The sequence below is a fragment of the Nocardia sp. NPDC059240 genome, from assembly GCF_042753865.1.
In the GTDB taxonomy this organism is placed as follows: domain Bacteria; phylum Actinomycetota; class Actinomycetes; order Mycobacteriales; family Mycobacteriaceae; genus Nocardia.
Window position 1 is genome coordinate 24,591 of record NZ_JBHZAC010000023.1, and the last position, 21,950, is coordinate 46,540.

Sequence of the window (21,950 nt, forward strand, 5' to 3'; positions counted from 1 at the left end):
CAAAAGCGAAGCCCCGAGTCTCCGGGACTCGGGGCTTCTGTTTTCTCCCGGCAGCAGCTGATCAGGTTGGGGCTGATCAGTGCAGAGGGTCTGGCAGAGGGCCGGTCAGGCCCGCTTGAACTCTCCGTCGGAGACGCCGGCTACGAAGGCATCCCACTCGCCGGGGGTGAAGGCCAGGATCGGCCCGCGGCCGGATTCCTTGCTGTCGCGGACAGCCACATTGCCGTCACCGAGAAAAGCAACCTCAACGCAGTTGCCGTTGGGGCCGCTGTGTTTGCTCTTGCGCCATACGGCGCCTGTGTAATCCACCTTCACGGTACTAGCTCCTTAGTTGCGGTCAGGCTCGAGATCTTGCTGGCATCGATCTTGGTGACCTCGGGATCCACCGAGAATGGCGAATCCCTGGTGCGCCACAGGCCGCACGCAAACGCTCCGTACAACCAGTTCTCTGCACTTCGCGATGGGAATGCACCCCCGATGGCCGTTCCCGCGCTAAACACTAGCAGGGTTCGTCATAAGGAGATCGCATTCTTTCGTTTTCAATCAGCAAATTTGCGGCAAGGTTAGCCAGCTAATTATTTGCGCTAAATTAGCCGCAATTTGAGGCTTTTCAATTTCAGAAGACCGAATTCCGTTACCTGACATTCGCGCATCCCCGGGCAAACTCCGCGCGGACCCGAACCCTCGCCATGGTGAATCATGGAGGACATGCCCGACCTGCCCCCGGACGATGCCGGACGAGCCCGCGACGAGAACGGACGCGCCCGGAATGCCCGACCTCGTGACCGTTTTGGGCGCCCACTCCCCTTCGGCAGTCCGGGCGTCCCCCGCATACCCGACGATCTCGACCTGCCGCCCGCGGAAACCCTCGACTACGCCCAACAGCTGCTCGATGCCGGCCTCGCTTTCAACGCGCACGAGGTACTCGAGGCCGCCTGGAAGAACGGTCCGTTCGCGGAGAAGTCGCTGTGGCAGGCCCTCGCGCAGTTTGCCGTTGGACTTACCCACATTCAACGGGGAAATCCGAAGGGGGCCCGCACCCTGCTGGAACGCGCGACCCAACGCCTTTCCAGCTACGGTCCGGCGCCCTACGACATCGACTCCCCCGGGTTGATAACCCTTGCCGAGAGCCTGCTCACCCTGCTCGAGCAGGGAAAACCCATCTCCGAGAACGATCTTCGGCCGCAACTCACAATCTCGCACTGAATTCGCAACACGGCTATCCACCCACACTCGGTGTGTGCGCCCGCAAGAATGCGAAGGACCAGGGGCACTGCGAAGCGTGCGAACTACCATCGACAGACGTGCCCGCCGAACCCGCCACAGCAACGTCCGAGGCCCGGGGAACCGCGCCCGGATCCGGCCGCTTCGCGCCCAGCCCGTCGGGCGACCTGCACGTGGGCAATCTCCGCACCGGACTGCTCGCATGGCTGTTCGCCCGCTCCACCGGGCGCGGATTCCTGATCCGAGTCGAGGATCTGGACCGGGTGAAAGCGGGTGCCGCGCAACGACAACTCGAGGACCTCGCGGCCATCGGACTGGACTGGGACCCGCCGGTGGTGTGGCAGTCGCAGCGCCTGCCGTTGTACGAGACCGCCCTCGAACGCCTCACCGCCGCCGGACTGACCTACGAATGCTTCTGCACACGAAGGGAAATACAGCAGGCGGTGATCGCGCCGCACGGCCCGATGGGCGCGTACCCGGGAACCTGCCGGAATCTGACGGAACGGGAACGACAGCAGCGTCGCGCCGAGGGCCGCCCCGCCGCGCTGCGCCTGCGCGCGGACGTCACCGAGTTCACCATCACCGACCGGCTGTTCGGTGAATACCGCGGCGCGGTGGACGATCTGGTGCTGCGCCGCGGTGACGGCACCCCCGCCTACAACCTCGCCGTCGTCGTCGACGACGCCGAACAGGGCATCGACCAGGTGGTCCGCGGCGACGACCTGCTGCCCTCGACCCCACGCCAGGCCTACCTGGCGACCCTGCTGGGACTGCCGGTGCCCGAATACGCCCATGTGCCACTGGTTTTGAATCCGGCCGGGCAGCGCCTGGCCAAACGCGACGGCGCGGTCACGCTGCGCGACCGGACCGCGCTCGGCGAAACCCCAGGCCAGGTATTCGCCGCGCTCGCCGCCTCACTGGGCTACGCCGACCCGAACACCCCCTCGGACCTGCTGAAACGATTCCGACCGGATAACCTGCCGCGGGAACCCTGGCGACTCGACCCGAACGGCTTGTCGCTACCCAGTACGTGTCCGTAACGTACGCACTCGACCAGATCGACCAGATCCCGAACGAATTCGACGAGGACGGCGAACAATGACGAGCGGTGGGTACGACCCCAACCAATATCCGCAGGGTGGCCAGCCGTACGGGCAGCAGCCCCAGCAGCCGTACGGTCAGCAGCCCTACGGACAATCCGACCCCTACGGCCAGCAGCCGCAGCAGCCCTACGGGCAGCCGTCCGATCCGTACGCCCAGCAGCAGCCGCCGTCCTACGGACAGCAGTCCGATCCGTACGCCCAGCAGCAGCCCCCGGCGTTCGGCCAGCAGCCGCCGTCGTACGGCCAGCAGTCGTTCGGTCAGTCCGACGCCTACGGCCAGCAGCAGCCCTACGGTCAGCAGCCCTACCAGCAGTTCCCCGGCGGCCAGCAGGGTTACGGCGCACCGGGATTGGGCGGCGCGCAGCCGGGTGACCTGTGGACCCGTTTCGGCGCCCGCGTCATCGACACCCTCATCGCCGGTATCCCCGCCGCCATCGTCGCCGGGATCATCGAGGTCGTGCTCGGTCGCGGCTTTTTCGCCAACATCATCGGCGGGGCCCTGCTCTGGGCCGCCATCACCGGCTATTTCGTGGTGATGGAGACCCAGATGGGTGGCCAGACCCTCGGCAAGAAGCTGCTCGGCCTGCGGGTGGTCGGCCCCGGTGGCGCGCCCATCGATCCCCGGATGTCGTTGATGCGCAATATCTTCTTCGCGGTCAATGTTCTCTCCTGCCCCGGTTACCTGGCCAGCTTCGGCCTGATGATCTGGGCTGCGATCAGCATCGAGCAGGACCCGAACAAGCAGGGTTGGCACGACAAGTTCGCGGGCGGCACCCAGGTCCTCAAGGCCTGACACCCGGTCACCACGAAGAATGGGGCGCATCCAGCAGGATGCGCCCCATTCTTTTTGCCGCACAGCCGCTCTCGGCCGGGTGCCGCTAGTAGGTCGAGTGCCAGTTTCCGGCGATGACGAGGATCAGCAGGAGCCCCACTCCGAGCACGGTGCCGATCGCACCCACCCAGATTCCGCCCAGCGCCAGGCCACGGCCCTGCTGCTGCGGATTGTTCTTGACCTGGTTGAGCGAGACGATGCCCAGCACCAGGCCGACGATCGAGACCACCGGAATGAAGATGCAGAAGAACAGGCCGGGCAGGCCGATGATCGACACGATCAGCGAGGCGATGGCCAGCGGATTGGTCTGCTGAGCGGATTGCCCGTATCCGTAGGGCTGGTAGCCCGGGTAACCGTAGGCCGGGGGCTGCTGCCCGGCGGGCGGATATCCGGGCATCGGATTCGCCTGCGGCGGAGTGTAGTTCGTCTGCGGCGGCGGGTAGCTCGGATACACCGGCTGCGGCGGCGGAGTCATCGGCGGATTTTGGTACTGCGGAGCCGAGGTGTAGCCGGCCGGGGGCGGCGTCGGCTGCTGGGGCGCCGGTTGCGGTGGCACCGCGGGCGGGGTTTCGGGCGCGACGCCCTCACCGCCGTACTGCTTCCACCATTCGTCGGAATCACCGGGACTCGTCATTGGCTCAGCCTAGGCTGTGAATCCGGAACACACCCACCGGTCCGTGTGTATCGGTCCAGGCAGGGATACTTTCCGCGTGAGTGATACGAAAACGGTCGACAACGACCGATCTGGACACCCCACGCCGGAACACGCGAGCTTCGCGGACGCGGCTGGGGGCTATTTCACACCGGTGGCGGTCGCCTTCACGGCGGTGCTGCTTATTTCCAATGTGTGCGTCGCCAAGGGCGTGCAGTTCTTCTCCGGACACCATCTGTCCTTCGGTCCCGTCACCGTGCTGCCGCTGACGCTGGACGGTGCGTTCTTCCTCTTCCCGCTCGCCTATGTCATCGGCGATATCCTCAGCGAGGTCTACGGCTTCCGCGCGACCCGCCGCCTGGTCTACTACGGGTTCGGCGCGCTCCTGCTGATGATCGCCTGCTTCCAGATCGTCATCAAGCTGCCCGGCAACGACAATCAGAACGCCCAGTCGTTCGCGGATGTCCTCGGCCATACCCCGCAGCTGGCCTTCGCCGGAATCGCCGGGTACTTCGTGGGCCAGTTCCTGAACTCGGTCACCTTGGTGCTCATCAAGGAGAAGACCAAGGAGAAGCATCTGTGGGCCCGGCTGCTCGGCTCCACCGTTGCGGGCGAGATCGGCGACACCCTGGTGTTCTGCTCCATCGCCGCTACCGCCATCGGCATCAACACCTGGGGCGACTACCTCAACTACACGATCGTGGGCTTCCTCTGGAAGACCCTCGTCGAGATGTGCGTGCTGCCGATCAGCTACCGCTGCATCGCCTTCCTCAAGAAGAAGGAACCCTCGTACCGCCCGCGTGAGCGTTCCGCGATCTACGAGTAGGGGTTTCGGCGCGGTCGTGTCTAATCCGCCTGCAGCCCAGGGGCTTTGATGCGACCGCGCCAGCGGCCCAGGAAATCGGTCTTGTAATCGTCGAAGTAGCCGCCGTCCAGGCTTTCCCGCACGCGATCGACCAGCCGCACCGTGAACCGCTCGTTGTGAATGGTGCACAGCGTCGCCGCCAGCATCTCCTTCGCCTTGAACAGGTGATGGATGTAGGCGCGGGTGTAATGGGCGCAGGTGTAGCAGTCGCAGGTCTCGTCGATCGGCGTGAAGTCCCGCTTGAACCGGGCGGTATTGATATTGAAGCGGCCCTCGTCGGTGTACATCGCCGCATTGCGCGCCACCCGTGAGGGATTCACGCAGTCGAAGGTGTCCGCGCCGTGCTCGACCGCGGTGAAGATGTCCTCCGGCTCACTGATGCCCAGCAGATGCCGCGGCTTGTGCTCCGGCAGCTCGTCGCAGCACCAGCCGACGATGGTGCCCAGATTGTGCTTCTCCAGCGCGCCGCCGATGCCGTACCCGTCGAAACCCGTCCCGGCCTCGCCGCGCAGGGCTTCGAGATCGCGACATGCCTTGCGGCGCAAGTCTTCGTACTGCGCGCCCTGGATCACTCCGAACAACGCCTGATACGGCTTGTGTGAGCGGGCCGCGGTGAGGCGCTCGTGCTCGTCCAGGCAGCGCTTGGCCCAGCGCCGCGTGCGCTCCAGTGATTCTTCCTGGTAGCCACGGGTATTCATGAGCGTGGTGAGCTCGTCGAAGGCCATCATGACGTCCGCGCCCAGCTGATGCTGGATGCCCATGGACACCTCGGGCGTGAACCGGTGCTTGGAGCCGTCGAGGTGCGAGCGGAAGGTGACGCCGTCGTCGTCGACGTGCGCCAGCCGTTCCTTGCCCTTGGCGATCACATCGTCGTTCTGCACGCCGACGGATTCCATCGCCAGCACCTTCTTGAACCCGACACCCAGCGACATCACCTGGAAGCCGCCGGAATCGGTGAAGGTGGGCCCGTGCCAGTTCATGAACTGGGCCAGTCCCCCGGCCTCGTCCACGATGTCCGGGCCGGGCTGCAGGTAGAGGTGATAGGCGTTGGCCAGCAGCGCCTGCGAACCGAGTTCCTTCATGGTCTCCGGCAGCACGGCCTTGACCGTGGCCTTCGTGCCGACCGGTGTGAAGGCGGGCGTGGCAATCTCCCCGTGGGGAGTACTGATCACGCCCGTCCGACCATGCCGTCCTTCCAGACGGGTACCGACCTTGAACGAGAACTCGGAGGGAGAAGACACCGAGTTATCTTCTCAGCCCTTGCTGAGCGCGACCGCGTCCGGCTCCGGATCGTCCACATTGTTGCCCTCGCCATCGGTGATGGCGGCGGCGAACTGAGCGTTGTAGAGCCGGGAGTACGCGCCCCGGGCCTGCAACAGTTTCTCGTGGGTGCCCTGCTCGACGATGCGGCCCTTCTCCATCACCACGATGGTGTCGGCGTCGCGGATCGTCGAAAGCCGGTGCGCGATCACGAAACTCGTGCGATCCCGGCGCAGCGCCGCCATGGCGTGCTGCACCAGCAGCTCGGTACGGGTGTCGACCGAGCTGGTCGCCTCGTCCAGGATCAGGATGGACGGCTTGGCCAGGAACGCCCGCGCGATGGTGATGAGCTGCTTCTCACCGGCGCTGACGCCGGAGCCCTCCTCGTCGATGACGGTGTCGTAGCCCATCGGCAGCGCGTGCACGAACCGGTCCACGTAGGCGGCCCGGGCGGCATCCAGGATCTCCTCGTCCGAGGCGTTCGGATTGCCGTAGGCGATGTTCTCCTTGATCGTCCCGCCGAACAGCCAGGTGTCCTGCAACACCATGCCCATGCGCGTACGCAGGTGATCACGGGTGATGCGGGTGATGTCGACGCCGTCGATGGTGATGGCGCCGGAATCCACCTCGTAGAACCGCATGAGCAGGTTGACCAGCGTGGTCTTGCCCGCACCGGTCGGCCCGACGATGGCCACCACGTGCCCGGGCTCGGCCACCAGCGAGAGGTTCTCGATGATCGGTGTCTCCGGCTCGTAGCGGAACGACACGTCCTCGAACGCCACCCGGCCGCGATCCAGCGGCCGCGAATCCTCCGGATCCGGATCCGGCGACTGCTCCTCGGCATCCAGGATCTCGAAGATCCGCTCCGCCGAGGCCACCCCCGACTGCAGCAGGTTCATCATCGAACCGATCTGGGTGAGCGGCTGGGTGAATCCGCGCGAGTATTGGATGAACGCCTGCACCTCACCCAGCGAGAGGTTGCCCGACGCCACCCGCAGACCGCCGACCACGGCGATCAGCACGTAGTTCAGGTTCCCGAGGAACATGATGGCGGGCATGATCAGCCCGGAGATGAACTGCGACTTGAACGACGAGTTGTAGAGCTTGTCATTGGTCTCGTCGAACCGCTCGCCGACCTCGCGCACCCGGCCGAAGGCGCTGACCACCTCGTGGCCGGTGAACGCCTCTTCGACCTGAGCGTTCACCTCACCGGTGAGCTTCCACTGGTCCACGAAGTGCGGCTTGGAGCGCTTGGCGATCTGCGCGGTCACGATGATCGCCAAAGGCACTGTCAGCAGGGCGATCAGGGCCAGGATCCAGGAGATCCAGAACATCATGATCAGGATGCCGATCACCGACAGCACATTGATGATCAGCTGAGACATGGTCTGCTGCAACGTCTGCGCCATATTGTCGACGTCGTTGGTGACGCGGGAGAGCACATCGCCGCGCGGCATCGAGTCGAAGTAGCGCAACGGTAGTCGGTGCAGCTTCTCCTCGATCTGCGCGCGCAACCGCTTCACGGTCCGGTTGATCACGATGATCAACAGCTGCGCTTCCAGCCAGCCGAACACCGCCGAACCGATGTAGAGCGCCAGCACCCAGGCCAGCACATGGCCGACCGCGGTGAAATCGATTCCCGTACCGGGAATCACGTTCATGCTCGACAGCATGTCCGCGAAAGTGGTGTTGCCGCTGGCCCGCAAACCCTGGACCAGCTCGTCCTTGGTCTGCCCCGCCGGCAGCGACTTGCCGACCACACCGTCGAAGATGAGGTTGGTGGCATTGCCGAGGATCTGCGGGCCCAGGGTATTGAGCACCACCGAACCCACGGCCAGCAGGAACACGACGATCAGATACGGCTTGTCGGGCGCGAGCATGCGCAGCAGGCGCTTGAGCGACGGGCCGAAGGACTTCGCCTTGGCGTCCGGCGCACCGGGATTGACCGCTCCGGGCCTCATCGCACCTCCTCCGCGCTGAACTGCGACTCCACGATCTCGCGGTACTCGTTGCAGTCCCGCATCAGTTGCTCGTGGGTACCGATCCCGGCCATCGCGCCGTCCTCCAGCACCACGATCTGATCGGCGTCGCGGATCGTCGAGATCCGTTGCGCCACAATGATGACCGACGCGTTCGAGGTCTCCGGCTTCAGGGCGTCGCGGACCCGCACATCGGTGGAGACGTCGAGGGCGGAGAAGCAGTCGTCGAACAGGTAGACGCGCGGCTTGCGCACCAACGCGCGGGCGATGGCCAAGCGCTGCCGCTGACCACCGGAAACCGTCGTACCGCCCTGTGCCACCGGCGTTTCCAGGCCCTGCGGCATCTCCCGCACGAAGTCCGCGGCCTGCGCGATCTCCAGGGCGTGCCACAACTCCTCGTCGGTGGCCTCCGGCTTGCCGTAGCGCAGGTTCGAAGCCACCGTGCCGGAGAACAGGTACGCCTTCTGCGGCACCAGGCCGATCTCCGAACGCAGCGCCTCCAATTCGAGGTGGCGCACATCGGTGCCGCCCACGTACACGGCGCCGTCGGTGACATCGATGAGCCGCGGAATCAGATTGATCAGGGTGGTCTTACCGGCACCCGTCGCGCCGACGATGGCCGTGGTGGTGCCCGGCGCGGTCTGGAAACGGATGGCCCGCAACACCGCCTTCTCCGCACCCGGGAACTTGAACTCCGCGAACCGCACATCCACCGTGCCCGGATCGCCCTGGAACGGTTGCGGCAGTGGCGGTTCCGCGACCGACGACTCGGTGTCGAGCACCGCGCCGATACGCTCGGCCGACACCGTGGCGCGCGGGGCCATCATGGCCAGGAACGAGGCCATCATGACGGCCATCAGAATCTGCATGATGTAGGCGAGCATCGCGGTCAGCGAACCGATCTGCATCTCACCGTTGTCGATGTTGTGGCCGCCGAACCAGATGACGCCGACCGTGGTCACGTTCGAGATGAGCATGACCGTCGGGAACATCAGCGCCATGTACTTACCGACATAGAGCGACTGCTCGGTCAGCTCGGTATTGGCGACCCCGAAACGCTGGGTCTCCTGCCGTTCCCGCACGAACGCACGCACCACGCGAATGCCCGTGATCTGCTCGCGCATCACCCGGTTCACCGCGTCGATGCGCTCCTGCATGCGCCGGAAACCCGGCACCATGCGGCTGATGATGAAGGCCATCGACAGCCCCAGCGCCGGCACCGCGATCAGCAGCAGCCACGACAGCTGCAGGCTCTCCTTCAGCGCCATGAAGACGCCGCCGATGCACATGATCGGGGCCATCACCAGGATGGTGGCGCTCATCAGTACGAGCAGCTGCACCTGGCCGACGTCATTGGTATTGCGCGTGATGAGCGACGGCGCACCGAACACGCCGACCTCCCGCGCGGAGAAGGTGCCCACCCGGTGCAGCAGGGCGGCGCGCATATCGCGGCCCGCGCCCATGGCGGCCTGCGCGCCGAGGTAGACCGAAACCGCCTGGGCCACGATCTGGATGGCGGTGACCAGCAGCATCCAGCCGCCGGTGGACCAGATGTAGCCGATATCGCCCTTGGTGACGCCGTAGTCGATGATGTCGGCGTTCAGCGTGGGCAGATACAGCATGGCGATGACCGAGATCAGCTGGAGCACGACGACCCCGGCCAGTTGATTGCGATAGGGCCAGAGGAAGGTGCGTAGAAGTCGGATCAACATGATGTTGGCAGGCTACCGCCAGAACGTGACCGTTGCCGCGACGTTTTAAGGTGTGGTCGCAGCGTGGCCGGGATCACACCCATCCGGCCTGGTCCGGCAATGCTTCAGATATCGGGCTGGTCCAGGTCTCGCCATTCGACGGCGTCCTGCCATTCGATCGCGGGCTGCTCGCCCGGCGCGGCCGGGGCCTCGTTCGGGCGGGGACGGCGAGTCCAGGCGTGCGGGTCGTGCAGCAGTTCGTCCAGGAAAGACGGCAGCAGATCGTGGGCGATATCGGCGATGCTGACCCGTTCGAGCACCGAGCGGATATTCACCCGCAATCCGATCCACACCCGCTGCAAAGGTTCCGCCGCACCGGGATAGCCGACATCCTCCGGCCGTTGCCCGCGAACCGAGGCCAGCGGGCCCTCCACCGCGCGGATCACATCGGCCACGCTGATCTGCGCGGCCGGGCGGGCCAGCCGGTAACCGCCGTCCGGGCCGCGGCGGCTGGTCACCAGTGCGCCCTTGCGCAGGTCCGACACCACCGATTCCAGCACCTTGGGCGGAATGTCCTGGGCGGCCACAATGGCGTCTGCCTTCACCGAATCCGGTTGCGCCTTCGCGATTTCCACGAGCGTACGCACCGCGTAATCGACCTTCGCGGTGATGTGCACGTGAACTCCTGAGCTAGCGGTGAGCGATTTCCGGACGGTGAAGGAAAACCCTATCGGTTCGGATTCAGCACGCCGAGTGCGGCATTCAACAGCGTCGCTTCGATGTGATCGGTCTCGGTGTCGGGCACGATCTCCTGCGACATCATGGCGGTGCTGAGCACCTGCATGGCGGCGGTGGCGCGCAGCAGGGTCTCGGCGTCGGCCCCGGGTCCGGCCAGCCAGCGGCAGGTGCGGTGGTGCAATTCGATCAGGTCGGGATAGCGATTGCCGAGCGCGTTGACGATGGCGACGGTGTCGCGCATGCACAGTGCGCCCACATTCCGATTGGCCAGTGTCGAACGCAGGCGGTCGCGGATAACCCGGCGCACGTTCTCGGGGGTGTGCTCGATCTCGTCGAGGCCGTCCACCTGATCGCGCAGTTCGTCGAACATCGGCTCGATGATGGCGACCAGCAGGTCGACCTTCGAGGCGTAGTGATAGTAGAGCGAGGCTTTTGTGATTCCCACCGCATCGGCGACCTCGCGCAAGCTGCTGTGGTCGAAGCCCTTGGTCGAGAAGAGCTGGAGCGCGGCCTCACGGATCGCATCCTTGGTGCTTCTACCTGCGACAACTGTTCCGGAAACGACTGGGGCGCCCATACTCTCATCCTCTCACCCGCGCCGGGTTCGCGATTCACTCAGCCAGGTATGCGACGTACGCCACCTAGAGTTGAGGTTGTTCCTCCGCTTACTGGCTCGGTAGTCTACCTACCGCACGGTAGGCAGATTAGTTTTCGTGGAGGCGGGGGGCCGAGGCTCCCGGCGGCAGTGCCTGTCTACGCGCTTGCGCACAAGCACCCTGTTTCGCCCGCATACCCATTCGCCAGGAGAACCCCTCGTGTCCGTATACCTCTATCGGTGGGGAAAGTTCGCCTTCCGCCGGAAATGGATCGTCATCACGGCGTGGATCGCCGCGCTGCTCATCATCGGCGGCACCGGCGCCGCCCTCAGCAAGCCCTTCCAGGACAGCTTCTCCATGCCCGGCCTGCCGTCGGAGCGGGCCACCGAAATCCTCGACAAGCACTTCCCCGGTGCCTCCAAGGATTTCGACGCCAATGCCGTCACCGGCACCTATGTGATCGCCGCACCCAACGGCGAGAAGCTGACCGACACCAAGAACGCGCTTGCGCTGCAAGGGTTCATGGATGAGCTGAACAAGCTGTCGATCGTGGACAAGTCGGACCCGAAGAAGGCTCCGATGAATCCCATCGATCTCACCAAGAAGATCGGTGAACCGGCCGGTGTCAACTGCCTCGACGGCGACCGATCCGCCACGAACTTCGCCGCCAACTGCTCGAACGCGCCGCTCAACGTCCTGAACCCGACCAGCCCGGACTCGGTCGCGGTCGTGAAGGCCACGTACACCATTCCCAAGTTCGCCGACATCAAGCCGGCCGACCAGGACGCGGCCTATGACGTCGGCAAGAACGCCCGGGCCGCCGGGCTGCAGGTGGAACTCACCGGCAATATCGCGCAGAAGCAGGCCGCCGGTGGCGCGTCGGAGATGATCGGCATCGGCGTCGCGCTGGTCGTCATGATCATCGCGTTCGGTGCGATCGTCGCCGCCTTCGTGCCCATCATCACCGCGATCTTCGGTGTCGGCACCGCCATGGCCATCGTCATGTTCGGCACCCACTGGCTGACCGTGCCCGCCTTCACCCCGACCCTGGCGTCCATGATCGGCATCGCCTTGTCGATCGACTACGCCATGTTCATCGTGTCGCGGTACAAACACGAACTGGCCGTATCGGATTCGCCGGAAGAGGCGGCGGGCACCGCGGTCGGCACCGCCGGTTCCGCGGTCATCTTCGCCGGTCTGACCGTCATCATCGCGCTGGCCGGGCTCAGCTTCGTCGGCGTCAACTTCCTCACCTACATGGGTATCGGTGGCGCGATCACCGCCACCATGGCGGTACTGGTCGCCGTGACCCTGATGCCCGCGCTGCTCGGCGCGTTCGGCGGCACGCTGTTCAAGCCGAAGCTGCCGCTGGTCGCCCAGCACGATCCCGAGGACGAGCACTCGGTCACCAACGGGATTCGCTTCGCGCGCTTCATCGGCAAGGCGCCCTGGCTGACGCTCGCGGCGTCGGTGGTGCTGCTCGGACTGCTGGCCGCACCGGCCGCGAATCTGCAGCTGGGTCTGCCCGGCGGCGACTCCATGCCGAAGGACACCACCCTCTACAAGGCGTACGACCTGCAGACCAAGGGCTTCGGCGAAGGCTCCAACGGCACGCTGATGATCGCCGTGGACCTCAGCAAGACGCCGGAAGGTGTGCGCGATCAGGCGCTCGAGCAGCTGCGCAATTCGCTGAAGACGCCCGGCATGGACTACCTGACCGCCACGCAGCGCAGTCAGGACGGACAGGCCGCGCTGTTCATGGGCGTGCCCAAGTCCGGGCCGAACAACAAGGAAACCAAGGATCTCGTCGAGAACGCGCGCAACGCGGAAGCCAAGTTCAATGCCGATTACGGCATGGAATACGGCATCACCGGTAGCACCGCGATCTTCACCGATGTCTCACAGGCCCTGCTGCACAAGATCATTCCGTATCTGTCCATCGTGGCGGGCGCGGCATTCCTGTTGCTGCTGTTGGTCTTCCGTTCCGTGCTGGTCCCGCTGACCGCCGCCCTCGGCTTCCTGCTCTCCATGGCGGCCACCTTCGGCGCGACGGTCCTGCTCTTCCAGGAGGGCACCTTCGGCCTGTTCGACCCGCATCCGCTGGTCAGCTTCCTGCCGATCATGTTGATCGGCTTGGTATTCGGTCTCGCCATGGACTACCAGGTCTTCCTGGTGACCCGCATGCGTGAGGAATACGTGCACGGCAAGTCGGCCAAGGAAGCCATGATCAGCGGCTACCACCACGGCGCCCGCGTCGTGACCTCCGCCGCCATCATCATGATCTCGGTCTTCTCCGCCTTCATGCTCGACGACAACGTGGTCGCCAAGTCCATGGGCTTCGCCATGGCCGCGGGCGTCTTCTTCGACGCCTTCATCGTCCGCATGGTCCTCATCCCGTCCCTGCTCGCCCTGCTGGGCGACAAGGCCTGGTGGATCCCCAAGTGGCTCGACCGCATCCTCCCCGACATCGACGTCGAAGGCTCCAAGCTCACCGAGCTGAAGCAGGCCTCCGCCCCGATCGAGGACAAGCAGCCCGCCACGGTCGGCTGACGCTCCGGTAATCCGCTCGGCCCCTTGCCATCTCGGCAGGGGGCCGAGCTTATTTACACGTCGATCTTCTTGCCGCCCGTGCTTGGATGAGCCCATGAACGACGAATGTTTCCGGTTGATCCCACCTCGCGCGATGGCGACGGCCGCACCCCAGTGGGCGGCACTCTTCCCTCAGTTCGATACCGTCTTCGGCTATTCGGATCTCGGACACATATTCGTTGTCAACCAGGCAACCGGCGAGCACGGCCTGCTGTACCCGTACGACAACGGGGGCAAGAACTACGGATACTTTGCCAGCACAACAGAATTCGTCGACACCATTATCAGAGACGACTACGTCACCCGCGTCATCTTCCTGTCTCACCACGTGGCGGAGATCAGACAGCTACTAGGCCCCCTGGGCCCCGACGAGGTCTATATCCCGGTCCCCTACCCTTTCCTCGGCGGCACCGGAGAACCCGGAACCTACGAGATCGGCAACTACTGGGTATTCCTCGACGTGCTCGCCGGAATGATGTTCGGCGGCTGAATTCGTCGCCGGTGTCGGGCGATCTCCATCTTCCCAAGTCGCCGTGGCCGTTTCAGCGCATGAAGCGGGTGACGGCATTGCGGACGACGATGCCCGGGGAGGTGGCGGGGACCATCATGGCGGCCGCGGCGCGCATGCCGCGCTGCTTGGGTTCGACCAGTTTGCGGTGGCGCTGTTCGTAGGTCGCGAAGGCGGTGCGGGGCTGGTCGGGGGTGCGGGTGAGTTCCTCGGAGAGGGTGTGCGCGCCCGCGATGGCGAGGGTGGAGCCGTCGCCGAAGAGGGATAGGCAGGAAGCGGCGTCGCCGAGTAGGGCGATGCGGCCGTCGGACCAGTGCGGCAGGTCGACTCGGCTCACCGAGTCGAAGTAGAGGTCTTCCGCAGCCTTCACCTGGTCGAGCAGGTCGGCGAAGATGCCGAGCGGGCCGGTGAAGGCATCGGCGACCAACTGCTTGTGCTGGGCGAGGTCGCGGTGGTCGAAGCCGGGTACGGCGGCGTGGCGGAACATGAACGCCGCCACCGCCTTTCCCTTGGAAGGGTGCACGGTGATGGCGCTGCCGGGGCGGTTGAACATGATCACCTCGCGCTCGCCACCGTAGGCCCGGTCCACCGGCAGGGTCGCGACATAGAGACCCATGTGCTTGATGAATTCGGATTCCGCGCCGAAGACCAGCCGCCGGACGTTCGAGTGCAGGCCGTCGACGCCGATGACGTAGTCGTAGTGGCCGGTCGTGCCGCTCTCGAAGGTCACCTCCACCCCGTCGACATCCTTATCGAGTCCGGAAATCGAATCGGCCCAGCGGATTTCGGCCTGATCGCGGGCCGCGTCGAGCAGGATGGACGCCAGATCCGCGCGAGCGATCTCCACTTCGCGATCACCGGCCCCACCCTGAAACGCGCTGAGCCGCAACCCCGACCGCTCCCGGCCGGCCGCGTCCACGAAGCTCATCCGATCCACCCGCGACCCCGCCGCCCGCAGTCGCGGCATGACTCCCATGGCCTCGACCACGTCGACCGCGGCCCCCTTCACATCGATGGGATTCCCGCTGGACCGTTGCACCCCGGCACGTTCCACCACGGTCACGTCGAATCCGTTGCGCCCCAGCCAGTACGCGAGGGTCGACCCGCCGATTCCAGCCCCGGAGATCAGCACCGTCTTGTTCATCGCCATCACCTTCGATCCAAGTGGACGATTTTCGTCCGCTTCCAAGAAGGTACAGTAACCGGAAGAAATTCGTCCACTTTTTTCGGAGGTGAGGACAACGGCCGAGCTCAGAGCCGACGCCCGCAGCAATCGCGACCAAATCCTGGCCGCCGCCCAACTGGTCTTCCGCGAACAAGGCGTCAACGTCTCGATGAAGGACATCGCCGACGCCGCAGGCGTCGGCGTAGGCACCCTCTACCGCCGCTTCCCCGACCGCGGCTCCCTCATCACCGCCGCCGCCCACTCCTACCTGTCGGCCCTGTCCGACCTACTCGCCACCGCCGACCGCGAATCCCCCACCGCCTGGCAAGCCCTCTCCCGCTTCCTCCGCGACTGCGCCGAACTCCGCCTGGGCGCCCTAGCCGCCGCCATCGAGCCGGCCCTCCACACCGACATCCAATCCACCCCCGCCCTGACCGAAGTCCGCGCCACCATCACGGATCGCCTAGCCGCCCTCACCACCCGAGCCCACACCGAAGGCGCCCTCCGCCCCGACGCAACCCCCACCGACCTAGCCCGCCTGATGACCCTCCAGATCTACACCCGCCCCGACGAGCCCTACCCCACCGCCATCAACCGAGTCCTCGACCTCCTCCTCGACGGCCTGCACACCTGAACCGCCGCGGATTACGCGTAGGTACGGGTGCGGATCCAGCGACCAGTGGCAGGGTGCGCGGCCAGCACGACGATGGCCAGGTAGAAGGCAAAGAAGGCCACGGGGAAGATGAGGTCCGCGATGCCGTGGACGATGCGTAAGGTCGGGTCCGCGAAGGCGTCGCCGAAAACGGCGAGCACTCCGACGATCACAAAGACACGGCCGACGGTGAGACGGCGCAGCAGCAGAATGCCGCCCGCGACAAGCAGCATGGCCGCGAGTGGCCGGAAGATCAGCTGAGGTTCGCTGGCGAACAACGAGCGGAATTTCTCGTCGTCCGACCAGATCGAATAAGTCGCGAAGGTCCCCATCGTGAACCACACGCCCAGGCAGAGCCCGAAGGTGGCGGCCAGGACCGCGGTGGCGTTGTTCGGCGGGGGCGCGGGTGCCGGATACCGCTGCTGGCCGAACTGATTGTGCGGGTACGACATCGGAGCTCCTGATCCTTCGGCCGCGTGGAAAGTGCCGCGCTACAACCGATCTTGGTCAGGTCCCCTTAATCAATCCTTGCCATCCGGATAAGAGCGGTGGCGGGAATGAGAAAGGCTCCGACCTGGAATCAGGTCGGAGCCTTTCTTGGCGGTGGCGGAGGGATTTGAACCCTCGGAGGGGGGTTACCCCTCACACGCTTTCGAGGCGTGCTCCTTAGGCCGCTCGGACACGCCACCGGTGGTGACTTTACCTGAGGACCATGCCGATTCCGAAATCGGCTGGAGAGAGGGGTCAGGGGCGGTGGGATCGGAAGAAATCGTCGAGGAGGGCGGCGCATTCGGGTTCGAGGATGCCTGCCCGGACTTGAGGGCGGTGGTTGAGACGTCGGTCACGTACTACGTCCCAGAGGGAGCCGACCGCGCCGGTCTTCGGTTCCCAGGCGCCGAAGACGAGGCGGGAGACGCGGGAGAGGACGAGGGCGCCGGCGCACATGGTGCAGGGTTCGAGGGTGACGGCGAGGGTGGCGCCTTCGAGACGCCAGCCGTCGCCCAGCACGGCGGCGGCCGCGCGCAGGGCGAGGACTTCGGCGTGGGCGGTCGGATCGCCCAGTGCCTCACGGGCATTGGCGGCGCGCGCCAGTTCCCGGCCCTGGGCGTCGAAGACGACCGCACCGACGGGGACGTCGCGCGGGTCGGCGTCCCGCGCGGCGGCGATCGCGGCCCGCATCATCGCCTCGTCGGCGGCGAGCGAGCCGATCAACGCGGCAGCTTGTCCAGGACCGCGGAGAGTTCGTTGGCGAAGCCGAGGCGCTGGGCGACCATGCCGAGCTGCTCGTCGGGGTAGAGGTCGGTCTCGGCGAGGATGACGGCGAGCACCGGTTCGGGCAGGCCGAGATCGGCGAGCACGCCGAGGTCACCCTCCTCCCAGGGCTCGATGTCGTCGAGCTCGTCGGGATCGATGTCGGGGATCTCGATATTGAGTTCCTCCAGCACATCGGCCGCGATGTCGTAGTCGATGGCGGCCGTGGCGTCCGAGAGCAGGATGCGGCTGCCGGTCGGGCCGGGGCGCAGGATGATGAAGAACTCGTCGTCGATGTCGAGCAGACCGAAGACCGCGCCGGAACTTCGCAGCGCACGCAATTCGTCCTCGGCCGCGGACAGACTGGTCAGTGCCGCATCACTCAGCGGTGTCACTTTCCAATTGGCTTCTTCGCGGACAACCGCCACTGCGAACCCTTCTACGTCGTCGTTTTCGTCCGACGCCGCCCTGTTCGTGCTCGAGCGCTGTGCTGCCATGGGCGCAACGGTAGTCCGCTTCGGGGGAAATGTTGAAGTCGTATGCGAATCTGATCCGATGACGGGCACTTCGAAACCAGCTGTCTGCGTCCTGGGTACCGGTTTGATCGGGGGTTCGGTGGTGCGCGCCGCCGCCGCGGCCGGGTACGAGGCGTTCGGCTACAACCGTTCCGAGGTCGGCGCGAAGGCCGCGCGACTGGACGGCTACGACGTGATCAGCGACGTGTCCGCGGTGCTCACCCGAGCGGCCGAACGCGACGCGCTGATCGTGATCGGCGTGCCCATTCCGGCCCTCGACGCCGTGCTCTCGGACGTGAAGACCTACGCCCCCGAGTGCGTCCTGACCGACGTGGCGAGCGTGAAGGCCCCGGTGGCGGCGGCCGTGCAACGGCACGAGCTGGGCGCCAAGTACGTGGGCGGGCACCCGATGGCCGGGACCAGCGAATCCGGTTGGGCGGCATCGAGTCCGGACCTGTTCAAGAACGCGGCCTGGGCGGTCAGCGTGGATCCGGGCGTGCACGCGGACCAGTTCCGGCGTGTCGCGCAACTGGCCTTGGATTGCGGCGCGGTGGTGGTGCCGGTGCTGGCGGTGGAACACGATCGCGCGGTGGCCCGCATCTCCCACCTACCCCACCTGCTGGCGGAGGCGCTGGCCATCGAGGGTTCCAACGGCGGCCCGCTGGCCCTGGGCCTCGCGGCGGGCTCGTTCCGCGACGGCAGCCGCGTCGCGGCCACCGCCCCCGACCTGGTCCGCGCCATCTGCGAACCGAATGCGGCGGCCCTGCTGGACGTCCTGGACGACACCCTGGAAGTACTGACCCAGGCCCGCGACAGCCTCCGCGCCGACGGCACCATCACCGAACTGGCCGAGGCCGGGCACGACGCCCGCACCGAATACGACGATCACGAGCGCTGGGTGATCACCGATATCCGCCCCGGCGACCACAACTGGCTCACCAAGCTGATCGATGCCGGACGCGACGGCGGCGTCCTCACCGCCCTGGATTAGATCCGCTCGGCCAGGCCCGGATAGTCGAGCAGGAAGCCGTCCTCGTCGACCGTGACGGTGGCCGAGGAGACCGGCGACAGCACGTGGATGCCGTCCGGGCCGCTGCTGTAGGTGAGGCCGGCTTCCTGCACCAGCAGATCGGGTAGGCGCACGTAGACGACGGGCACCTGCACGTCCTCGTTGGTGTGGGCCAGTCCGTAGCGGCGGATGGGCAGGGTGTTGAAGAACGGGCTCAGCACCACGTCCACGTCCAGCGCGCCCCCGAAAGTGGAGCGGACGTGGGTGTTCCCGGCGTCGATGAGCCAGTAGTTCTCCTCGTCGCGGGCGATCGAGGCGTGCCGTTCACCGGTGGCGAGGGTGCTGCGCAGCGACAGCCGCTTGGTCACCCCGGACTCGTCGGTGACCAGGTCGTACGAGGCACTGAAGGCGGGGTGGTCCTCGCAGTCGCCCGCGATGATGCGACCCGCGGCGCGAATCCGATTGCCGCTCAGCACCACCCGCACCGACTCCATCCGGGAGGCGTTGTGCGCCCGCCAGGTGAGAATGGCCGGCCACCGCCGCGCACCCGGCTCGGCTTCCGCACTCCCGTTATCCGTCACGCCTATCACCGTAGTTGCCACGGCCCACCCGCCCACGCTCCCCGGCCGGTATCACTCCCCCCGCGCAACATCGTGATCAACATGCAATGGTGCGGACCGCTTCTCGGCGTTTGCCCACGCCACCGCATGCTGATCAACCGCCCGAGTGATAGCGAGAAGCTCTGGGAGAGGGTCGTGATGGGTGTTGGTCACGATGCGTGCTGGGGGACTCGAGTAACCTGCTCTGGGCACGGGGGACACCGGGGTGAAAGGGACTGTTGTGACGAGCGCGCGGATGGTCGGCCTGTTCGCCGGCATCGGCGGGCTGGAACTCGGGCTCGCGACGCACGGGTGGCGCAGTGAACTGCTCTGCGAGATCGATTCCGGCGCGCAGGCCGTGCTCGCCGCGCACTTCCCCGATGTGCCACTGCATTCCGATGTGACCAAGCTGCGCTCGCTGCCGTCGGGAACCGAACTGGTGGCGGCCGGATTCCCCTGCCAGGACCTCTCCCAGGCCGGGCGCACGGCCGGAATCACCGGCCCCCGTTCGGGTTTGGTCGACGAGGTGTTCCGGCTGGTCAAGCGCCAGAAGGGCCCGCGCTGGCTGCTCATCGAGAATGTGCCGTTCATGCTGCAGCTCGGTGGCGGTGCGGCCATGCGCCACATCACCGATGCCCTCACCGAACTCGGCTACACCTGGGCCTACCGGGTGGTGGACGCGCGCGCCTTCGGGCTGCCGCAGCGGCGGGAGCGGGTGCTGATGCTGGCCTCGCGTACGGAGGATCCGCGGCCGGTGCTGTTCGGGACGGACGCGGGGCCGCGGGATGTGGGCGATCCGGCGCACGATCCGTGCGGTTTCTACTGGACCGAGGGCAATCGCGGTCTGGGCTGGGCCGTCAACGCGGTGCCGACGCTGAAAGGCGGTTCGGCGCTGGGCATTGCGAGTCCGCCGGCGGTACGGCTGCCCTCGGGTGAGCTGGTGACCCCCGGGATCACCGATGCGGAACGGCTGCAGGGCTTCGACCGGGATTGGACCACACCGGCTTTGGAGGTGCCCGGCGTCCGCAAGGGTCACCGCTGGAAGCTGGTCGGCAATGCGGTGAGCGTGCGGATGGCGTCCTGGATCGCCGAGCGGGTCACCAACCCGGCCGACGATCCCTATCCCGACGGCGAACCGCTGCCCAGCCGCAGCTGGCCCACCGCCGCCTGGGGGCACGGCGGTGTGGTGCAGCGGGTTCCGGTGTCCACCTGGCCCGTTCACGCGCCGTACGAGGATCTGCGCTGGTTCCTCGATGATTCCCGGCTGCTGTCGGCGCGGGCGACCGCGGGCTTCCTGAAGCGCACCGGCATGGGTTCGCTGCGTTTCCCCGAGGGTTTCCTCGAGGATGTCGCGAACCATCTCGAGCGCATGGGGGGCGCCCCGCGCGAGGCCGCCTGACGGCCCGCCGGATCTTGCCGGGGCTGCCCGGCGTCAGCAGGATGGCGGGATGGCAGACGCACGCCCGAAGACGGACGCGGCGACCAGTGCGCGCATGGCCAAGCAGCGGCGGACGGGCACCAAACCGGAAATCGACCTGCGGCGGGAATTGCATCGCAGGGGAAAACGGTTCTTCGTAGATCGGGCTCCGCTGCCCGGGCTGCGGCGGCGGGCCGACCTGGTGTTCCCGCGGCGGAAGGTGGCGGTCTATGTGGACGGATGCTTCTGGCACAGCTGCCCCGAGCATGCGACACGCCCGAAGAACAACGCCCGGTGGTGGGCCGAGAAGCTGGCCGGAAACGTGGCACGCGATCGCGACACCGATACCAAGCTGGCGGCGGCGGGGTGGACCGTGGTGCGGGTCTGGGAGCACGAGTCCCCCGAATCGGCCGCCGAGCTGGTGATGGCCGCACTGACGCGCGGCGTGTGACGGCCATGTTTCCGAATGGGCGACAATGGACCTACAACCGGACCAGCCGACCAGTCCGAACAAAGCAGCTCCGGGCAGGGAGTACGAGTAAGCGAGGCCAGCGAAAGCGAGCGCGGTGATGACGCCAACCGAGCAGAAACTAGCCGAAGCGGCTCCGAGCACAGTGGCTCGGCAGCCGCGCTGGCGACGGGCGCTCCGATGGTTCATAGCGATCTTGATCGCGGTCGCCGGACTCGGATATTCGTCCTGGGTGCTGGAGTTCATCCTGCCGATCGACAGCAACCCCACCAATACGTTCCTCAGCCAGCTGGCCGAGAAGGGCGCACCGTTCCGCTGGGTGTTCTCCACCGGCGACACCGTGTCCGGTTCGCTGCTGGTGGCGGCGGGAATCGGTGGCCTGCTGCTGTTCTCGCGGCGGCGCTACACGAATATCGGCTGGGCGGCCCTGACCTGCTTCGGCCTCTCCACCATCGCGGATGCCCAGTGGCCCATCGAACCGGAGGATCCGGACGGGCCGAAACGGTACGTCGACACCGGACTTTTCCCGCAGCTGCATCAGATTCACGCGCTGACCAGCACCCTGGCGGTCTTCTCCATCTACATCGCCATGTTCGCGTTCACGGTGGCGGCCTTCAAATACCGGCGCTGGCCGATCCTGCGGCACACCGGCCTGTGGATTCTGATCGTCGGCTCCGCCGTGACGGCGTGGATGCTGATCGCCGACAATCTGCCCGGCAACTACGGGCTCGGGATCGCGCAGCGCATCCAGGTCGGGGCGATGTCGCTGTGGCTGGTGGCGCTGGCGGTGCAAATCGTTGTCGCCGAACGGGATTCCGGGGTGCCGAACCACTAGG

23 protein-coding genes and 1 tRNA gene are annotated in these 21,950 nt (G+C 66.2%); 11 read left to right on the top strand and 13 right to left on the bottom strand.

Going from position 1 to position 21,950, the window contains the following annotated elements:
- Window positions 1-105: 105 nt before the first annotated feature.
- Entirely contained in the window at window positions 106-315 is a 210-nt protein-coding gene (locus ACFXHA_RS44890) for a DUF397 domain-containing protein (RefSeq protein WP_379367488.1), read from the bottom strand.
- 384 nt (window positions 316-699) lie between these two features.
- Here ACFXHA_RS44890 and ACFXHA_RS44895 point away from each other — a divergent pair, with 384 nt between their 5' ends.
- From ACFXHA_RS44895 to ACFXHA_RS44905, 3 genes are all read left to right on the top strand, one after another.
- A complete protein-coding gene (locus ACFXHA_RS44895; RefSeq protein WP_379367490.1) occupies window positions 700-1,206 on the top strand; it encodes a DUF309 domain-containing protein in 507 nt (168 codons plus the stop codon).
- A 98-nt stretch (window positions 1,207-1,304) separates the two neighbouring features.
- Entirely contained in the window at window positions 1,305-2,264 is a 960-nt protein-coding gene (gluQRS, locus tag ACFXHA_RS44900; protein ID WP_379367492.1) for a tRNA glutamyl-Q(34) synthetase GluQRS, read from the top strand.
- Window positions 2,265-2,322: 58 nt separating this feature from the next.
- Window positions 2,323-3,120, top strand: a complete 798-nt coding sequence (locus ACFXHA_RS44905) for an RDD family protein (protein ID WP_379367493.1) — start codon at window positions 2,323-2,325, stop codon at window positions 3,118-3,120.
- Window positions 3,121-3,205: 85 nt separating this feature from the next.
- Here the strand turns inward: ACFXHA_RS44905 and ACFXHA_RS44910 are convergent, their stop codons facing one another.
- Window positions 3,206-3,793 (bottom strand): DUF4190 domain-containing protein, encoded by a 588-nt coding sequence (locus ACFXHA_RS44910; protein ID WP_379367494.1) that lies wholly within the window; start codon window positions 3,791-3,793, stop codon window positions 3,206-3,208.
- 76 nt (window positions 3,794-3,869) lie between these two features.
- Between ACFXHA_RS44910 and ACFXHA_RS44915 the strand changes: the two genes are divergently transcribed.
- Window positions 3,870-4,637, top strand: a complete 768-nt coding sequence (locus ACFXHA_RS44915) for a queuosine precursor transporter (protein ID WP_379367496.1) — start codon at window positions 3,870-3,872, stop codon at window positions 4,635-4,637.
- A gap of 20 nt (window positions 4,638-4,657) precedes the next feature.
- Here ACFXHA_RS44915 and tgt read toward each other — a convergent pair whose 3' ends face one another.
- The 5 genes from tgt to ACFXHA_RS44940 all read right to left on the bottom strand — a co-directional run bounded on the left by tgt (window position 4,658) and on the right by ACFXHA_RS44940 (window position 10,921).
- Window positions 4,658-5,917 carry a tRNA guanosine(34) transglycosylase Tgt gene (tgt, locus tag ACFXHA_RS44920; RefSeq protein ID WP_379367498.1) on the bottom strand — a complete coding sequence of 420 codons (1,260 nt, stop codon included), beginning with the start codon at window positions 5,915-5,917 and terminating at the stop codon, window positions 4,658-4,660.
- Window positions 5,918-5,929: 12 nt separating this feature from the next.
- Window positions 5,930-7,897, bottom strand: coding sequence for an ABC transporter ATP-binding protein (locus tag ACFXHA_RS44925; RefSeq protein ID WP_379367500.1), 1,968 nt, complete (start codon window positions 7,895-7,897; stop codon window positions 5,930-5,932).
- A complete protein-coding gene (locus tag ACFXHA_RS44930; protein ID WP_379367502.1) occupies window positions 7,894-9,627 on the bottom strand; it encodes an ABC transporter ATP-binding protein in 1,734 nt (577 codons plus the stop codon). Before ACFXHA_RS44930 ends, ACFXHA_RS44925 begins: the two co-directional genes overlap by 4 nt.
- A gap of 104 nt (window positions 9,628-9,731) precedes the next feature.
- Complete coding sequence (locus ACFXHA_RS44935) at window positions 9,732-10,283, bottom strand: RrF2 family transcriptional regulator (protein WP_379367504.1); 552 nt, start codon at window positions 10,281-10,283, stop codon at window positions 9,732-9,734.
- A gap of 50 nt (window positions 10,284-10,333) precedes the next feature.
- Entirely contained in the window at window positions 10,334-10,921 is a 588-nt protein-coding gene (locus ACFXHA_RS44940) for a TetR/AcrR family transcriptional regulator (protein ID WP_379367505.1), read from the bottom strand.
- A 238-nt stretch (window positions 10,922-11,159) separates the two neighbouring features.
- Between ACFXHA_RS44940 and ACFXHA_RS44945 the strand changes: the two genes are divergently transcribed.
- Both ACFXHA_RS44945 and ACFXHA_RS44950 read left to right on the top strand, forming a co-directional pair.
- Window positions 11,160-13,490 (top strand): MMPL family transporter, encoded by a 2,331-nt coding sequence (locus ACFXHA_RS44945; protein ID WP_379367507.1) that lies wholly within the window; start codon window positions 11,160-11,162, stop codon window positions 13,488-13,490.
- A 133-nt stretch (window positions 13,491-13,623) separates the two neighbouring features.
- Window positions 13,624-14,019, top strand: a complete 396-nt coding sequence (locus ACFXHA_RS44950; RefSeq protein WP_379367509.1) for a T6SS immunity protein Tdi1 domain-containing protein — start codon at window positions 13,624-13,626, stop codon at window positions 14,017-14,019.
- Between the two features lie 52 nt (window positions 14,020-14,071).
- Here ACFXHA_RS44950 and ACFXHA_RS44955 read toward each other — a convergent pair whose 3' ends face one another.
- Entirely contained in the window at window positions 14,072-15,181 is a 1,110-nt protein-coding gene (locus ACFXHA_RS44955; protein WP_379367511.1) for an FAD-dependent monooxygenase, read from the bottom strand.
- An 88-nt stretch (window positions 15,182-15,269) separates the two neighbouring features.
- Here ACFXHA_RS44955 and ACFXHA_RS44960 point away from each other — a divergent pair, with 88 nt between their 5' ends.
- Window positions 15,270-15,836: a TetR/AcrR family transcriptional regulator gene (locus tag ACFXHA_RS44960; protein ID WP_379367513.1), complete on the top strand. Its 567-nt coding sequence runs from the start codon at window positions 15,270-15,272 to the stop codon at window positions 15,834-15,836.
- A gap of 11 nt (window positions 15,837-15,847) precedes the next feature.
- On the opposite strand, the gene ACFXHA_RS44965 is transcribed toward ACFXHA_RS44960, so the two are convergent.
- From ACFXHA_RS44965 to ACFXHA_RS44980, 4 genes are all read right to left on the bottom strand, one after another.
- Window positions 15,848-16,306, bottom strand: coding sequence for a hypothetical protein (locus tag ACFXHA_RS44965; RefSeq protein ID WP_379367514.1), 459 nt, complete (start codon window positions 16,304-16,306; stop codon window positions 15,848-15,850).
- A gap of 146 nt (window positions 16,307-16,452) precedes the next feature.
- Window positions 16,453-16,543, bottom strand: a tRNA-Ser gene (locus ACFXHA_RS44970).
- A gap of 55 nt (window positions 16,544-16,598) precedes the next feature.
- Window positions 16,599-17,036 (bottom strand): nucleoside deaminase, encoded by a 438-nt coding sequence (locus ACFXHA_RS44975; protein ID WP_379367653.1) that lies wholly within the window; start codon window positions 17,034-17,036, stop codon window positions 16,599-16,601.
- A gap of 26 nt (window positions 17,037-17,062) precedes the next feature.
- Complete coding sequence (locus ACFXHA_RS44980; RefSeq protein WP_379367516.1) at window positions 17,063-17,602, bottom strand: tRNA adenosine deaminase-associated protein; 540 nt, start codon at window positions 17,600-17,602, stop codon at window positions 17,063-17,065.
- 58 nt (window positions 17,603-17,660) lie between these two features.
- Here ACFXHA_RS44980 and ACFXHA_RS44985 point away from each other — a divergent pair, with 58 nt between their 5' ends.
- Window positions 17,661-18,611: a prephenate dehydrogenase gene (locus tag ACFXHA_RS44985; protein WP_379367517.1), complete on the top strand. Its 951-nt coding sequence runs from the start codon at window positions 17,661-17,663 to the stop codon at window positions 18,609-18,611.
- Here ACFXHA_RS44985 and ACFXHA_RS44990 read toward each other — a convergent pair.
- Window positions 18,608-19,210 carry a putative glycolipid-binding domain-containing protein gene (locus ACFXHA_RS44990; RefSeq protein ID WP_379367519.1) on the bottom strand — a complete coding sequence of 201 codons (603 nt, stop codon included), beginning with the start codon at window positions 19,208-19,210 and terminating at the stop codon, window positions 18,608-18,610. The genes ACFXHA_RS44985 and ACFXHA_RS44990 overlap by 4 nt on opposite strands.
- Window positions 19,211-19,484: 274 nt before the next feature.
- Here ACFXHA_RS44990 and ACFXHA_RS44995 point away from each other — a divergent pair, with 274 nt between their 5' ends.
- The 3 genes from ACFXHA_RS44995 to ACFXHA_RS45005 all read left to right on the top strand — a co-directional run bounded on the left by ACFXHA_RS44995 (window position 19,485) and on the right by ACFXHA_RS45005 (window position 21,949).
- On the top strand, window positions 19,485-20,627 hold the full coding sequence (locus tag ACFXHA_RS44995) for a DNA cytosine methyltransferase (protein ID WP_379367655.1): 1,143 nt from the start codon (window positions 19,485-19,487) through the stop codon (window positions 20,625-20,627).
- 49 nt (window positions 20,628-20,676) lie between these two features.
- Window positions 20,677-21,096, top strand: a complete 420-nt coding sequence (locus ACFXHA_RS45000; protein ID WP_379367520.1) for a very short patch repair endonuclease — start codon at window positions 20,677-20,679, stop codon at window positions 21,094-21,096.
- Between the two features lie 118 nt (window positions 21,097-21,214).
- Window positions 21,215-21,949, top strand: a complete 735-nt coding sequence (locus tag ACFXHA_RS45005; protein ID WP_379367522.1) for a DUF998 domain-containing protein — start codon at window positions 21,215-21,217, stop codon at window positions 21,947-21,949.
- Window position 21,950 lies beyond the last annotated feature (1 nt).

Excerpts from the sequence above, each read along its gene's own strand:
- ACFXHA_RS44975 (WP_379367653.1), bottom strand. The coding sequence starts at position 17,036 with ATGATGCGGGCCGCGATCGCCGCCGCGCGGGACGCCGACCCGCGCGAC.
- ACFXHA_RS44930 (WP_379367502.1), bottom strand. The coding sequence starts at position 9,627 with ATGTTGATCCGACTTCTACGCACCTTCCTCTGGCCCTATCGCAATCAA.
- ACFXHA_RS45000 (WP_379367520.1), top strand. The coding sequence starts at position 20,677 with ATGGCAGACGCACGCCCGAAGACGGACGCGGCGACCAGTGCGCGCATG.
- ACFXHA_RS44910 (WP_379367494.1), bottom strand. The coding sequence starts at position 3,793 with ATGACGAGTCCCGGTGATTCCGACGAATGGTGGAAGCAGTACGGCGGT.
- ACFXHA_RS44980 (WP_379367516.1), bottom strand. The coding sequence starts at position 17,602 with ATGGCAGCACAGCGCTCGAGCACGAACAGGGCGGCGTCGGACGAAAAC.
- ACFXHA_RS44985 (WP_379367517.1), top strand. The coding sequence starts at position 17,661 with ATGACGGGCACTTCGAAACCAGCTGTCTGCGTCCTGGGTACCGGTTTG.
- ACFXHA_RS44950 (WP_379367509.1), top strand. The coding sequence starts at position 13,624 with ATGGCGACGGCCGCACCCCAGTGGGCGGCACTCTTCCCTCAGTTCGAT.
- ACFXHA_RS44955 (WP_379367511.1), bottom strand. The coding sequence starts at position 15,181 with ATGAACAAGACGGTGCTGATCTCCGGGGCTGGAATCGGCGGGTCGACC.
- ACFXHA_RS44925 (WP_379367500.1), bottom strand. The coding sequence starts at position 7,897 with ATGAGGCCCGGAGCGGTCAATCCCGGTGCGCCGGACGCCAAGGCGAAG.
- ACFXHA_RS44905 (WP_379367493.1), top strand. The coding sequence starts at position 2,323 with ATGACGAGCGGTGGGTACGACCCCAACCAATATCCGCAGGGTGGCCAG.
- ACFXHA_RS44995 (WP_379367655.1), top strand. The coding sequence starts at position 19,485 with ATGGTCGGCCTGTTCGCCGGCATCGGCGGGCTGGAACTCGGGCTCGCG.
- ACFXHA_RS45005 (WP_379367522.1), top strand. The coding sequence starts at position 21,215 with ATGACGCCAACCGAGCAGAAACTAGCCGAAGCGGCTCCGAGCACAGTG.
- ACFXHA_RS44895 (WP_379367490.1), top strand. The coding sequence starts at position 700 with ATGGAGGACATGCCCGACCTGCCCCCGGACGATGCCGGACGAGCCCGC.
- ACFXHA_RS44965 (WP_379367514.1), bottom strand. The coding sequence starts at position 16,306 with ATGTCGTACCCGCACAATCAGTTCGGCCAGCAGCGGTATCCGGCACCC.
- ACFXHA_RS44940 (WP_379367505.1), bottom strand. The coding sequence starts at position 10,921 with ATGGGCGCCCCAGTCGTTTCCGGAACAGTTGTCGCAGGTAGAAGCACC.